11 protein-coding genes are annotated in these 13,848 nt (G+C 58.2%); 5 read left to right on the top strand and 6 right to left on the bottom strand.

The genetic code is table 11. The annotated features are described in order from the left end of the window. The first annotated feature begins 42 nt into the window (after positions 1-42). From treB to nrdG, 4 genes are all read left to right on the top strand, one after another. Entirely contained in the window at positions 43-1,464 is a 1,422-nt protein-coding gene (treB, locus tag KW828_RS17690; RefSeq protein WP_218337618.1) for a PTS trehalose transporter subunit IIBC, read from the top strand. A gap of 48 nt (positions 1,465-1,512) precedes the next feature. Continuing rightward, entirely contained in the window at positions 1,513-3,165 is a 1,653-nt protein-coding gene (gene treC, locus KW828_RS17685; protein WP_218337617.1) for an alpha,alpha-phosphotrehalase, read from the top strand. A gap of 961 nt (positions 3,166-4,126) precedes the next feature. Next, the gene (gene nrdD / locus KW828_RS17680) at positions 4,127-6,265 is read left to right on the top strand and encodes an anaerobic ribonucleoside-triphosphate reductase (RefSeq protein ID WP_218337616.1); all 2,139 of its coding nucleotides are present in this window, start codon (positions 4,127-4,129) and stop codon (positions 6,263-6,265) included. Positions 6,266-6,425: 160 nt separating this feature from the next. Then, positions 6,426-6,890, top strand: coding sequence for an anaerobic ribonucleoside-triphosphate reductase-activating protein (nrdG, locus tag KW828_RS17675; protein ID WP_218337615.1), 465 nt, complete (start codon positions 6,426-6,428; stop codon positions 6,888-6,890). Between the two features lie 78 nt (positions 6,891-6,968). Here the strand turns inward: nrdG and KW828_RS17670 are convergent, their stop codons facing one another. Then, a complete protein-coding gene (locus KW828_RS17670) occupies positions 6,969-7,568 on the bottom strand; it encodes a nitroreductase family protein (RefSeq protein ID WP_218337614.1) in 600 nt (199 codons plus the stop codon). Between the two features lie 263 nt (positions 7,569-7,831). On the opposite strand from KW828_RS17670, the gene KW828_RS17665 reads away from it, so the two are divergent. Next, complete coding sequence (locus KW828_RS17665) at positions 7,832-8,203, top strand: hypothetical protein (RefSeq protein ID WP_218337613.1); 372 nt, start codon at positions 7,832-7,834, stop codon at positions 8,201-8,203. 74 nt (positions 8,204-8,277) lie between these two features. On the opposite strand, the gene KW828_RS17660 is transcribed toward KW828_RS17665, so the two are convergent. The 5 genes from KW828_RS17660 to KW828_RS17640 are packed head-to-tail and all read right to left on the bottom strand — an operon-like array spanning position 8,278 to position 13,838. After that, positions 8,278-10,188: a BglG family transcription antiterminator gene (locus KW828_RS17660; RefSeq protein ID WP_218337612.1), complete on the bottom strand. Its 1,911-nt coding sequence runs from the start codon at positions 10,186-10,188 to the stop codon at positions 8,278-8,280. Between the two features lie 15 nt (positions 10,189-10,203). Beyond that, positions 10,204-10,944, bottom strand: a complete 741-nt coding sequence (locus KW828_RS17655; RefSeq protein WP_218337611.1) for a KDGP aldolase family protein — start codon at positions 10,942-10,944, stop codon at positions 10,204-10,206. After that, on the bottom strand, positions 10,941-12,059 hold the full coding sequence (locus KW828_RS17650) for a DgaE family pyridoxal phosphate-dependent ammonia lyase (RefSeq protein ID WP_218337610.1): 1,119 nt from the start codon (positions 12,057-12,059) through the stop codon (positions 10,941-10,943). The genes KW828_RS17655 and KW828_RS17650 overlap by 4 nt, the downstream gene beginning before the upstream one ends. Further along, positions 12,043-13,176, bottom strand: coding sequence for an amidohydrolase/deacetylase family metallohydrolase (locus KW828_RS17645; RefSeq protein WP_218337609.1), 1,134 nt, complete (start codon positions 13,174-13,176; stop codon positions 12,043-12,045). Before KW828_RS17645 ends, KW828_RS17650 begins: the two co-directional genes overlap by 17 nt. Before the next feature lie 20 nt (positions 13,177-13,196). Continuing rightward, on the bottom strand, positions 13,197-13,838 hold the full coding sequence (locus KW828_RS17640) for a DUF4310 family protein (protein ID WP_088220601.1): 642 nt from the start codon (positions 13,836-13,838) through the stop codon (positions 13,197-13,199). Between the last annotated feature and the right edge of the window lie 10 nt (positions 13,839-13,848).

Here is a 13,848-nt window from a genome sequence, read left to right as displayed (position 1 = left end):
CTGTCCCTACGCACAATTCAAAATCCTCTGTGAGGCTTCACGATGAGCAAAAAAGTAGATCAAGCTGACATCGATAAATTAATCGAGCTGGTGGGCGGGCGGGATAACATCGCCACCGTCAGCCACTGTATTACCCGACTGCGTTTTGTCCTGGATAACCCGGCGAAAGCCGATCCGAAAGCCATTGAAAAACTCAAAATGGTGAAAGGCTGCTTTACCAACGCCGGGCAGTTCCAGGTGGTGATCGGCACCGAGGTCGGCGACTACTACAAAGTCCTGCTCGCCACCACCGGCCAGGCGCATGCGGATAAAGAGCATGCCAAACGGGTGGCGCGGCAGAATATGAAATGGCACGAACAGCTGATCTCGCACTTTGCCGAGATCTTCTTCCCGCTGCTGCCGGCGCTGATCAGCGGCGGTTTGATCTTAGGTTTCCGCAACGTTATCGGCGATCTGCCGATGAGCAACGGCCAGACGCTGGCACAGATGTCGCCAGCGCTGAAAACCATCTATGACTTCCTGTGGCTGATTGGCGAGGCGATCTTCTTCTACTTACCGGTGGGCATCTGCTGGTCGGCGGTGAAGAAAATGGGCGGCACGCCGATCCTCGGCATCGTGCTCGGCATTACGCTGGTTTCGCCGCAGTTAATGAACGCTTACTTACTGGGTCAACAGGTGCCGGAAGCGTGGAACTTTGGCCTGTTCAGCATCGATAAAGTCGGCTACCAGGCGCAGGTGATCCCGGCGCTGCTGGCGGGTCTGGCGCTTGGCTATATTGAGTTGCAGTTAAAACGCATCGTCCCCTCTTACCTCTATCTGGTGGTGGTGCCGGTCTGCTCGCTGATCCTCGCGGTGTTCCTCGCCCATGCGTTTATCGGGCCGTTTGGTCGTATGATCGGTGACGGGGTGGCTTTCGCCATGCGCCATCTGATGACCGGCAGTTTCGCCCCGATAGGCGCGGCGCTGTTTGGCTTCCTCTATGCGCCGCTGGTGATCACCGGTGTGCACCAGACCACGCTCGCCATTGATATGCAGATGATCCAGAGCATGGGCGGCACGCCGATGTGGCCGCTGATTGCGCTGTCGAACATTGCTCAGGCGTCCGCCGTGGTGGGTATTATTATCGTCAGCCGTAAAGAGAATGAACGTGAGATTTCAGTGCCTGCTGCGATCTCCGCCTTCCTCGGCGTGACCGAACCGGCGATGTACGGTATCAACCTGAAATACCGCTTCCCGATGCTGTGCGCGATGATTGGCTCCTGCCTCGCCGCGCTGCTGTGCGGCCTGTATGGCGTGATGGCGAACGGTATCGGCGTCGGTGGTCTGCCGGGTATTCTGTCCATCCAGACCGGTTACTGGCAGGTCTACGGCATCGCCATGGTTATCGCGATTGTCGTGCCGCTCGTGCTCACCACCTTTATGTACCAGCGCAAAGCCCGCCAGGGTGCGCTACAGATTGTTTGATGCTTCAGGGGCGCGATGGCGCCCCTTTTTTACAATCGGGACGATACGATGAATACACTTCCCCACTGGTGGCAGACCGGCGCGATCTACCAGATTTACCCCAAGAGCTTCCAGGACACGACCGGCACCGGACGCGGCGACTTACGCGGCGTAACACACCGCCTCGACTATCTGAAAATCCTCGGCGTTGACGCCATCTGGCTGACGCCGTTTTATATCTCGCCGCAGGTGGATAACGGCTACGACGTGGCGAACTATACCGCTATCGATCCGGGCTATGGCACGCTGGACGACTTCGACGAGCTGGTGGCGCAAGCGCATGCCCGCGGCATCCGTATCGTGCTGGATATGGTGTTAAACCACACCTCCACCCAGCACGCCTGGTTCCGGCACGCGCAGGATCCCGCCAGTCCGTACCGCGAATTTTATATCTGGCGTGACGGCTCGCCGCAGACGCCGCCGAACAACTGGCGCTCGAAGTTTGGCGGCAGCGCCTGGCGCTGGCATGCGGAGAGCGGGCAGTATTATCTGCATCTGTTCGCCCCGGAGCAGGCGGATCTGAACTGGGAAAGCCCGCAGGTGCGCGCCGAACTCAAAAAAGTATGTGAATTCTGGGCCGATCGCGGCGTTGACGGGCTGCGTCTTGATGTGGTGAATCTGATTTCCAAAGATCAGGATTTCCCGTCGGATGAACTGGGCGACGGGCGTCGTTTTTACACCGACGGGCCGCGCGCCCACGAGTATTTGCAGGAGATGAGCCGCGACGTTTTCCGCCCGCGCGGGCTGATGACGGTGGGCGAAATGTCCTCTACCACGCTGGAACACTGCCAGCAGTATGCCGCCCAGGATGGCCGCGAGCTGTCAATGACCTTTAACTTTCATCACCTGAAAGTGGACTACCCCGGCGGCGAGAAATGGACGCTGGCGGCCCCGGATTTTGTGGCGCTGAAAACGCTGTTCCGCTACTGGCAACAGGGTATGCATCAGGTGGCGTGGAACGCGCTGTTCTGGTGTAACCACGATCAGCCGCGCATCGTCTCGCGCTTTGGTGATGAGGGCGAATACCGTGTCACCTCGGCGAAAATGCTCGCCATGGTGCTGCACGGTATGCAGGGCACGCCCTATATCTATCAGGGCGAAGAGATTGGCATGACCAACCCGCACTTTACGCGCATTACCGATTACCGCGACGTGGAGAGCCACAATATGTTTGCCGAACGCCGTGCCGCCGGTCAGGACGCCGACCAGCTGCTGGCGATCCTCGCCGCCAAATCCCGCGACAACAGCCGCACGCCGATGCAGTGGGATGCCTCACCGCATGGCGGATTTACCCGTGGCGAACCCTGGATCGCGCTGTGTGAGAACTATCCGCAGGTGAACGTGGAAGCGGCGCTGCGCGATGCCGGATCGGTGTTTTATACCTATCAGGCGCTGATTGCGCTGCGCAAAAGCGAGCCGGTGCTGACGTGGGGGGATTATGAGGATCTGCTGCCCGCGCATCCGTTCGTGTGGTGTTATCGCCGCCAGTGGCAGGGACAGACGCTGCTGGTGGTGGCGAATCTGAGCGGGGAGAATCAGGCGTGGGAGCCGGAGGCGATGGCTGGCGACTGGCGGGTGGTGATGAGTAATTATGCGGAGGTGGCGCAGGCCCCAGCGGCGGCGGTGTTAAGGCCGTATGAGGCGGTGTGGTGGATCGGTTAGCGTCAGGGTGATGTTCCGTTTGGGTCAGGGGAAGGTTCCGTTCACTTTTAGACTGGAGTCAAACGGGACGCCGCTGACGGTGAACGTGACAAGGGGGCCACCGCGGCCCCCTTGTCAATCCCCGCGGCCCCGCACCGAAACCGGTGCTGCGCACTGCGCTCCCCTCCCGCCCGTCTGCCCGCGGTCGGCTCGATTCGGCCTCCTGCCTCATGTCGCCTCTGGCCGCCATCCCTGGCGTCCAGTCCTCGTCATCCGGCCTCCGGCTCGCCGGTTTCAGCGGGGACTCAACCCCTCGCGTTATTATCTTTATTCTTTATAAGGCAACGGAGTGGCTTTGTGTTTGTCTGAACTTACAGGAAGCTGTGAGTGGTGTTTTTTAGAAATCTGGAAGTGTGTGGGGGTCGGCTGAAAATCGCTGAGGCGTTCACTTACGGCCGGGGCAGCCCGCATGGATGCGGGCTGAGGGCGCGAGTTGCAGGGACGCTGCATCGCGCCCGACCCGAAGCCGGAAGGGATAAGCCGAGGGCACCGCGCAGCGGCGATTTTCTTGCCGGAAGCCCGGGGGTGCAGGGGGCGGCGGCGACTGGCCGCCCCCTGCGCGCTCTGTGCGCCCACAGTGAAAGCCGTTCGCCAGAGCAAATAAGAGCGCAATAAACCACGAAACACCCGCGCATAATTTACATTCCCCACAACGCCCATGCTCTGTACCGTCTCCGGCTTACCTTGTCCTGCATCAATAAAATCGCAAACATGTTTGATGCAAATCACTATATACAGGGCTTAGAATCCGTCGCTGGCCCTACATGTTGTATTTATCGACTATTATTGCACCACGCTTAATCGTAAATACTGTGGATAAAAAAGGCCAGCGGAGCGGGAAAGGCTGATGACACAAACGAATACAGCCCGTGAATAAATTCCCGCCTCTGTGGATAACCTGTTTTTTACTAATGGAGAGATCATGACACCGCATGTGATGAAACGAGATGGCTGTAAAGTGCCTTTCAACTCAGAGCGCATTCAGGAAGCAATTTTGCGTGCAGCTAAAGCAGCGGGAGTCGATGACGCAGACTATTGCGCCACCGTCGCAGAGGTCGTGGGCCAGCAGATGCAGGACCGCAGTCAGGTCGATATTAACGACATTCAGACCGCGGTAGAAAACCAGTTAATGTCCGGCCCGTACAAGCAACTGGCGCGCGCCTACATTGAATATCGCCATGACCGCGATATTGCCCGTGAAAAACGTGGCCGTCTGAATCAGGAAATTCGCGGTCTGGTGGAGCAAACCAACTCCGCGCTGCTGAACGAAAACGCCAACAAAGACAGCAAAGTGATCCCGACCCAGCGCGACCTGCTGGCGGGTATTGTGGCCAAACATTACGCCCGTCAGCATCTGCTGCCGCGCGACGTGGTGCTGGCGCACGAGCGCGGGGATATTCACTACCACGATCTCGACTACTCGCCGTTCTTCCCGATGTTTAACTGTATGCTGATCGATCTGAAAGGCATGCTGACCCAGGGCTTTAAAATGGGTAACGCCGAGATTGAACCGCCCAAATCCATCTCCACCGCCACGGCGGTCACCGCGCAGATCATCGCCCAGGTTGCCAGCCATATTTACGGCGGCACCACCATCAACCGCATCGACGAAGTGCTGGCACCTTTTGTCACCGCCAGCTTCAAAAAACACCGTAAAACTGCCGAAGCGTGGCAGATCGCCGATGCAGACGGTTACGCGCGGTCGTGCACCGAAAAAGAGTGCTACGACGCCTTCCAGTCGCTGGAATACGAAGTCAACACGCTGCACACCGCCAACGGCCAGACGCCGTTCGTCACCTTTGGTTTTGGTCTGGGAACCAGCTGGGAATCACGCCTGATCCAGCAGTCGATCCTGCGTAACCGTATTGCCGGTCTGGGCAAAAATCGTAAAACCGCCGTGTTCCCGAAACTGGTGTTCGCCATCCGCGACGGTCTGAACCATAAACCCGGTGATGCCAATTACGACATCAAACAGCTGGCGCTGGAATGCGCGAGCAAGCGCATGTACCCGGACATTCTCAATTACGATCAGGTGGTGAAAGTTACCGGCTCGTTCAAAACCCCGATGGGCTGCCGCAGCTTCCTCGGCGTATGGGAAGATGAAAATGGCGAGCAGATCCACGACGGGCGTAACAACCTCGGCGTGATCAGCCTGAACCTGCCGCGTATCGCGCTGGAAGCCAAAGGCGACGAAGCCACGTTCTGGAAACTGCTGGACGCCCGCCTGCAACTGGCGCGGAAAGCGCTGATGACGCGCATCGCTCGTCTGGAAGGGGTGAAAGCCCGCGTTGCCCCGATCCTTTACATGGAAGGGGCCTGCGGCGTGCGTCTGAAAGCCGACGATGAAGTGTCGGAGATTTTCAAAAACGGACGCGCTTCTATTTCGCTGGGTTATATCGGGATTCATGAAACCATTAACGCTCTGGCGGGCGGCACGCATATGTACGACAGCGAGACGCTGCGCGCCAAAGGCATTGCCATCGTCGAACGTCTGCGTCAGGCGGTGGATCAGTGGAAAGAAGAGACCGGCTACGGCTTTAGCCTCTACAGTACGCCGAGCGAAAACCTGTGCGATCGTTTCTGCCGTCTGGATACCGCCGAGTTCGGCGTGGTGCCGGGCGTCACCGACAAAGGTTATTACACCAACAGCTTCCACCTCGACGTGGAGAAGAAGGTGAACCCGTACGACAAAATCGATTTCGAAGCCCCCTACCCGCCGCTGGCGAATGGCGGTTTCATCTGTTACGGCGAATACCCGAACATTCAGCACAACCTGAAAGCGCTGGAAGACGTATGGGATTACAGCTATCAGCATGTGCCCTATTACGGCACCAACACGCCAATTGATGAGTGCTACGAGTGCGGCTTTACCGGCGAGTTCGAGTGCACCAGCAAAGGCTTCACCTGTCCGAAATGCGGCAACCACGACGCCACACGGGTGTCGGTGACCCGCCGCGTGTGCGGATATTTAGGCAGCCCGGATGCGCGACCGTTTAACGCCGGTAAGCAGGAAGAAGTGAAGCGCCGCGTGAAGCATTTAGGGAACGGGCAGATCGGTTAACGTTTTTTCCCCTCACCCTAACCCTCTCCCTGAGGGAGAGGGAACAGTCCGGCGTTCTCCCTCTCCCTCAGGGAGAGGGCCGGGGTGAGGGTGGGAAGCTCTCTATACTGAGTATTTGTAGGCCGGGTAAGCGAAGCGCCACCCGGCAAGGTTATACAGTATGAATTTTCATCAATATTACCCCGCCGATATCGTGAACGGCCCCGGAACACGTTGCACGCTGTTTGTTTCCGGGTGCGTGCACGAGTGCCCCGGCTGCTACAACAAAAGCACCTGGCGGCTCAATTCCGGGCAGCCGTTTACCCGCGAGATGGCCGATCAAATTATCGGTGATTTGAACGACACGCGGATCAAACGCCAGGGGATCTCCCTGTCGGGTGGCGATCCGCTGCATCCGCAAAACGTGCCGGAGATCCTGGCGCTGATGCAACGCATTCGTGCCGAATGTCCCGGCAAAGATATTTGGGTGTGGACAGGTTATAAGCTTGATGAGCTGAATGCCGCACAACGGGCGGTGGTGGATCTGATTAACGTGCTGGTAGACGGGAAGTTTGTGCAGGATCTGAAAGATCCGTCGCTGATCTGGCGCGGCAGCAGCAACCAGGTCGTACATTATTTGCGGTAGTTGGCCTGATTTGTCGGGTGGCGCTGCGCTTACCCGACCTACATTAATAAAAATGCCGCCTTCTGGCGGCATTTTTAATTAACGGGCGATGACAAAACGTTTGTCGTCATCCATAAAGGCTTTGTCGCCTGCGGGTGCCAGGATCGCACCGAAGTTCATCTGTGCACGCAGTTTCCAGCTGGCCGGGATATTCCAGGTCTGCTGCACGTCTACGTCAACCAGCGGGTTGTAGTGTTGCAGGTTCGCGCCAATGCCCTTCTCTGCCAGTGCCAGCCATACCGCATACTGGGCGATACCGGTGCTGTGTTCTGACCAGACCGGGAAGTTATCAGCATAAGCGGCAAACTGCTCCTGCAGACGGGTAACCACGTCCTGATCTTCGAAGAACAGTACCGAACCCGCGGCGGCGGCGAAACCGTCCAGCTTGTCGGAGGTGGCGTGGAAGCTCTCTGCCGGAACAATTTTTCTCAACTGTTCACGCACCAGCTCCCAGAATTTATTGTGTTCGTTGCCGAGCAGGATCAGCGCGCGAGAACTCTGCGAGTTGAATGCCGATGGCGCCTGACGAATGGCTTCCTGAATGGTGGCAATCACTTCATCTTCCGATACCGGCAATTCCTTGCCCAGTGCATAGATGGTTCGGCGTTGTGTCGCGAGCGAAATAAAGTTGTCTGACATAGGTTCTCCTGAATGTTTTTCACTTCAAATTCTGTCGGCTGTTGTTACAGAGTAAGCCTGACGGCGCAATAGTGAAAGTAGAACAATTTGTACTTATCCTTCAAAAAAACAGAACGACCGGGCGTTGATTATTTTGTATTAAATTATTTCGCTACGCCGCCGATAACCTTTTAGTCACGTTTATCCCTTGCAGATGCCTTGCGCGCTCAAAAAAGCACGCGCCGCGTCCTGTCCCCTATTGCATTTTCGACCCGGAGATGATGATGAACGGTATTGAAAAAATCACCGCGACAAATACGCACGGTGAATCGCTTTTATCTAATCACGATAATAACCCGACTGTCTGGAATAACAGTAAATCCACAGACGTTAATACTGACAAGTCGGCGCTGGACGCCGAAGAGAGCGGAACGAAGATCACCTTGTCTTCGCAGACGCTGGAAGAAATCAAGAAGCAGCAAGAACTTAAGAAGCAGGAAATTAAGAAAACGGATTACACGCTGGAGATGTCCGGTATCCCGCTGTATGGCGGCCGGCTGGTATCTGTGACCAAACATCCTGATGGCTCAGAGCAAATTGTCGATGCCGTTACCGGGCAGGAAATACTGCCGCAGGATCTTCCACCAAACACATAAATAACGTCGTGGGAAAACTTGTAAAATTAAAAATACCCGCTAGCGCAGACAGAAATATAAAAACGTTACCTTAATTAAAATCGGCTCACGCATTCCATGGCGACGGTTTTAAATTCGGTAAAGTCTTTGCAGGCGCATAAGCGGGTCACTGCGCGTTCACGCAAAAACGTCACAAAAATATCGTAGATCGCCATCGCTTCTTCATATTCGCTTTTGCTTATCGCCAGCAGGAAAACAATATGTGCGACGTCATCCCCCCACTGGATCCCCTCCGGTGCCAGCACGGTATAGACCACGGTTTTTTTCGCCAGCAGGCCCAGCGCGTGGGGCAGCGCGATCCCGTCGCCGAGCAGGGTGCTGACAATGGCCTCACGCTCCACCACCGACTCGACGAACTCTGCATCGACAAAGCCCTCTTCGTGCAGCTGGCTGCACAGCATCGCAAATAGCGTCTGCTGGTCCACCGTGCGATCGATAATGCGGAAATGGCTGGCATCAAAATACTTCTCCAGCATCCAGGGTCGCGTGCGATCCACCAGCACCAGTTTGCCGATCTGCTCTAACTGGTAATCCGTGGGGAACGGCGCGATGGTGACCACCGGTTTGTCTTTGTCGCTGATGCGCGCGGTGGCAATAACAAAATCTTCGCTGATGCTCTCGCGTTGTTCGTAATCCCGCAGCGTCACCGTGCTGGTGACGTCAATCTGCGGGTATTTGCGTTGCAGCACCGCTTCGATCATCCGCGCCATGGCGTTACCGGCATCGCACACCAGCAGCACGCGCGGCTGCCGCTGATAGCCGATGTTGTAGTGCCGCTCAAGACCAACGCCGATATGCAGCACCAGGAAGCCAATTTCGTTTTCACTGATCGTCCAGGGCGTGTATTTGCCCCAGCCCGACACCGCCGCAAGGGTCATGTCCCACGCCATCGGATAGTGCTGTTTGATGTTATCCAGCAGCGGATTAGGGATCATGATCTGGTAGCGCACGCGGGTGATCATGGTCTTAATGTGCGTCAGCAGATCCGCATGCAGCTGGGCATCGTTTTGCAGGTTGTAGTTGTAGTGGGTATTGATAAAGCCAAGGATATAGTTAACCAGCGCTTCGTCGTCATCGGCATTGATCGCGCTGGGGGCGATCTCCTGTACCTGCCGCCCGGCTATGTGCACCCGCAGCCACGCCTCTTCCGACGGGGCGAGCGGTTTTTGCGCCAGCTGTTGCAGGGTGGCGGCGATCTCCCGCGCGGCGAGATGGACGTTTTCATCACCGTCGTCTGCTGTGAATTCCGACAGCGGATAGCCTTCGCTGATGCGTCGCACCGCGACCGCGCAGTACAGACGGATAAACAGCTCGCCTTCGTCGGTCAGGCGAATGTGATGGCGGGTAAAGCACTGATGCAGCAGCGTTTCCAGCTGTTCCGGCACGCCGCGGTTCAGCGTTTCTTCGGTTAACAACGGGCTGTGAGGGTCCTGCTGCGCCAGTTCCCACAGCAGATCCGTCAGACAGGCACGGATCGCCATTTCGCTGCCGAACAGTTTCATGCCGTGACGCGGGCGCGTTTCCAGCGTCAGATGGTAGCGTTGCAGCCAGTCGCGCACTTCTGTCATGTCGCTTTGCAGCGTCGCCCGGCTGACAAACCATTCATCGGCTAAATCTTCCAGCTTGAGGGAGAACGCCGACGTCAAAAAGCGCACCACCAGATAGTGCACCCGCTCCTGCCCGCTGCGCGGAATACGCAGCGCGCGCGGTGACGCCGTTTGCAGGGCGTTAAAGCGCGTGGCGTCGGCGATTTTTAGCTGGTAACCGTTGCCGCGGCTGAGGATAAACTGCGCGCCGTGGCCGGCGAGCAGGGCATTCAGCGCGGTAATATCGGCCCGCACGGTCCGCGTGGATACCGACAGCCGCTGCGCCAGTTCGTCCTGGGGCAGCGTCTCGTTTTGCAGCATGTCGAACAGCTGCGCTAAACGTTGGTTCGGAAATCGCACGTCGGTGTCCTCTGGTTACGGCAGCAGCGCCCTGGTCATCGCCAGCAATTGGCGCACGTCTGCCGGGCGGGTGTGACCGGTTACTTTATCAATAATCGAACTATAAATATGAGGAATGATTTTCGGTACCCCGGCGTCCAGCGCAATACGCAGGATCTCACTGTAATTCTCCAGATCGATACCGCCGGTCGGCTCCAGCCAGAAGTCGTGGCGGGCGCAGGCTTCCGCCACCGCCTGATACTCTTCACGGCACGCCAGCCCGCCCATCGGGAAGTATTTGATCGAGCTGCCGCCCATGTCTTTTAACAGCGCAATGGCAGTCTCTACCGGCACGATGCCCGCCGGTGCGCCCGCACTGAGCGGCCCGGTGGAGATTTTCACCTGCCCCGGCGTGCCAGTGGGCGAAACCAGACCGTTGACCACGGTGTCCGTCTGGCCGAGCAGCGCGCGGCTGGCCCCGACGCCGGTAAACACCTGGTTGACGTGCTGCGGCTGCACCTCGCGGGAAATAGCGCTGACCATCGCCGACTGGTTGGGATCCCCGGCCCCCAGGCCGACGGAGAGCGCATTATTAATCAGCGCGGCATACTCGCGCATATCCGCCACGGCGCTCGCCACGTCCGGATAGTTCTTCGACAGCACGCCCACCAGCACATGGCCTTCGGCGGCGTCGTAGATTTCACGGGCATTCTCTTTCGAGCCTGCCAGCACGTTCAGGCAGACGCGATCGCGGTAGAAATTGGGCGTCAGGGTCATGCGGTTTGCTCCTTGTTCAGCACGTCGGCAATGCGGCGAATAATAATGTCCAGCTGGTCGGCGCTGACGCTGCGCACGTCGGCTTCGATAATGCCTTCATTGGCTTTATAGCCACGGAAATAGATGGCGTACTCGCCCTCTTTCAGCGCGTTAACCAGCTCGCCGGTGGCAATACCGGTGACGGCTTCATCAAATTTGATCTCTGTGCGGGCGATGTCACGTCCGGCGCTGTCCCACACGATGCGGGCCGTCACGCCGTCCAGCGTATTCAGTCCATCAATGAATGGCGTCATTTTTGCCACCATTTCCGCGCCGCTCTCTTTCTGCGCCGTGAGGTAGTGTTCGATGGCGCAGGTCAGGCCAAGAATGCCCTCTTTACCCACTTTCATGGCACGCCCGATGCCCGCCGTCTGGCGTTTCACCCACTCGACATACTGCTGTTTGCCGATCACCAGCCCGCTGGTTGGCCCTTCGATAGCTTTCGCGCCGCTGTAGATCACCAGATCCGCCCCGGCGCGGTAGTAGCACTGCAAATCTTCTTCGGCGGCGGCATCAACGATCAGCGGCAGATTGTGCTTACGCGCCACCACGACAGCCTGTTCGACGTTGAGCATGCTTTTCTGTACGCAGTGGTGCGATTTGATGTACATGATCGCCGCCGTACGCGGGGTGATAGCTGCCGCCAGCTGCGCTGCTGAGCACTCGTTCGCGTAACCGGCTTCCACGACTTTACCGCCGCCCAGCGCCACCATGGTGCCAACCGGCGCGCCAAAGTTGACGTTATGGCCGCGCGGCAGCACGATTTCGTTGTTCTCAATTACCGTGCTGTGCAGGTTTTCCAGTAGCCAGTCGCTGTCTTTCACCAGCACCGCCGCTACCGACTGTGCAATGCCTGCCGAGGCACAGGAGACGACCGTCGCGCCCTCGACCTCTAACAAGTTTGCGATGTAGTCCCCGGTTTTATTCACCAGGTCTTTCATCTCAAAATAGTGATTCATGCCGGTCAGCACCGCCTCGACCACTTCCGGGCGCGGGGTGGAGACGCCGAGTGCGGTCATGCGGCCGGAGGCGTTAATCACTTGTTTCAGCGCGTATTTTTCATAAATCGAAGACATGTTCTTCACTCCCTTGTGGGGTCATATAACCTTTGCCTGCGCGGATCACCGCCAGCGGTACCAGCACGCTGTCGGCATGCAGGCTGTCGTTTTCTGCATCGGTGAACAGCACCGGCTGGTGCCGCCAGTCGAAAATCGTCAGATCGGCGTCAAAGCCTGGCGCCAGGCGGCCTTTGCGTTTCAGCCGCAGGCCGTCGGCGGCGCTGGCGGTGACGCATTCGATCACCTGCGGCAGCGACATGCCGATAGCGAGGAATTTCGACATCACCCGCGCCAGCGAAAACACCGGGCCGTTAATACGATTGCGGCAATAAATATCCGAGCTGATGGTGTGCGGCAAAATGCCCAGACGGATCGCCTGCTTCGCCACCTCAAAACTGAAGCTGGCGCTGCCGTGGCCGACGTCAAGGCGCACGCCGCGCCGCAGGGCGTCGATCATTGAGGCGCGTAGTTCACCGGCGGGCGTCAGAATACGGTTCGGTTTGCCGTTATAGCAGTGGGTGACGATGTCCCCGGCGTTCAGCCGCGCGGCGATGTCGTCGAGGTTCGGCGGATTGTTGCCGATGTGCACCATCAGCGGCAGATCGCCGTTCTCTTTCTGGAAGGTGCGGGCGCGCTCCAGCGGCGCGATGCCGTTGTCACCCACCACGCTGCTGCTCATGCGCGCTTTCAGCCCGACGATAAAGTCCGGGTGGCGTTTGACCGCCGCCCGCACCGCCGCACCGTCGATATTCGCCATGTCCGCCAGTTCGTTCTGGGCGATCAGCCCGACGCGGGAGATATTGAGCAGCGCGAACACCTCCGTCACCGCGCTGCGCGTCAGGGTGTAAAAATCGTCCACATCATTGGCACCGGTGCTGCCCGCGTCCACCACGGTGGTGACGCCAGTGGCGATGCCGATGCTGTCCGGCTCGTCGCGGTAGATCGGCGAGCGGCTGTAGCAGTGAACGTGAGAGTCGATCCAGCCCGCGCTCACATAGTGCTCGCCGTTCAGATCGAGGGTTTTCGCGGCCCCGGCGTCGATCTCGCCGATCGCCGCGATCTGCCCGTCCTGCACGGCAATATCGACGATCGTATCGTCCACCAGCCGCGCACGGCGCAGGAGTAAATCATACATGCGCATCTCCTTGAGATTGATTACAGCGCGACCGGGAAGATGGAGCCGAGGATCATTGCGCCCAGGATCGCCCCGCCGGTGATCGGCTTCTGCCAGATGTAAAACAGCAGCGCGCCGATCAGCGATCCGATCCCGATGGGGATCGACGCCGCCATTGCGCTGAGAATGATCAGCGGCCCAAGGAAGCGCCCGGAGGCGTTACCCGCGCCCATCATCACGTCGGCCCCGTAGGTGGAGTCGCTCTGATTGATGGTGAATTTACGCGCCAGAATAATCAGGTAACCGATCGCCAGGCCAATCAGCAGGCCAGTAACCAGCGACGCGCCAAAGTTCGCCACCGGGAAGACAAAGCCCGCGCCTAACAGCAGCGCCGGGACGCCTAAGCCGACGCCGGTCTGGATCGCGCCGCCGATGTCGAGGATACCCACCAGCGAGCCTTCGATGATGCGCGCAAACAGGAAGCTCGCGCCGAATGCTGCCACGGCACCGTAGACGCCGGTGTCCATGCCTGCCCGCAGCATCGACACAAAAGCCACTTCGTTAAACGCACCGATGCCGTAGAGGTAGTACATGTGTGTCCCGGCAAAGACGCCGGACGAGAGCAGGCCAACGAAGATCGGGAATGACCAGTCGGCGTACCAAAAACCTTTGTTCTGTTCCATGTCAGGCTCC

The sequence above is a fragment of the Enterobacter sp. ENT03 genome (assembly GCF_019218745.1).
In the GTDB taxonomy this organism is placed as follows: Bacteria; Pseudomonadota; Gammaproteobacteria; order Enterobacterales; family Enterobacteriaceae; genus Enterobacter_D.
Note: the sequence above shows the minus strand (reverse complement) of the source record. Positions and strands in the feature narration are given on the sequence as shown.

What these genes read in the sequence shown, in the direction of transcription:
- KW828_RS17665 (WP_218337613.1), top strand. Translation starts at nt 7,832, where the DNA reads ATGAACGGTATTGAAAAAATCACCGCGACAAATACGCACGGTGAATCG.
- nrdD (WP_218337616.1), top strand. Translation starts at nt 4,127, where the DNA reads ATGACACCGCATGTGATGAAACGAGATGGCTGTAAAGTGCCTTTCAAC.
- KW828_RS17650 (WP_218337610.1), bottom strand. Translation starts at nt 12,059, where the DNA reads ATGTCTTCGATTTATGAAAAATACGCGCTGAAACAAGTGATTAACGCC.
- KW828_RS17655 (WP_218337611.1), bottom strand. Translation starts at nt 10,944, where the DNA reads ATGACCCTGACGCCCAATTTCTACCGCGATCGCGTCTGCCTGAACGTG.
- KW828_RS17640 (WP_088220601.1), bottom strand. Translation starts at nt 13,838, where the DNA reads ATGGAACAGAACAAAGGTTTTTGGTACGCCGACTGGTCATTCCCGATC.
- nrdG (WP_218337615.1), top strand. Translation starts at nt 6,426, where the DNA reads ATGAATTTTCATCAATATTACCCCGCCGATATCGTGAACGGCCCCGGA.
- treC (WP_218337617.1), top strand. Translation starts at nt 1,513, where the DNA reads ATGAATACACTTCCCCACTGGTGGCAGACCGGCGCGATCTACCAGATT.
- KW828_RS17670 (WP_218337614.1), bottom strand. Translation starts at nt 7,568, where the DNA reads ATGTCAGACAACTTTATTTCGCTCGCGACACAACGCCGAACCATCTAT.
- treB (WP_218337618.1), top strand. Translation starts at nt 43, where the DNA reads ATGAGCAAAAAAGTAGATCAAGCTGACATCGATAAATTAATCGAGCTG.
- KW828_RS17645 (WP_218337609.1), bottom strand. Translation starts at nt 13,176, where the DNA reads ATGTATGATTTACTCCTGCGCCGTGCGCGGCTGGTGGACGATACGATC.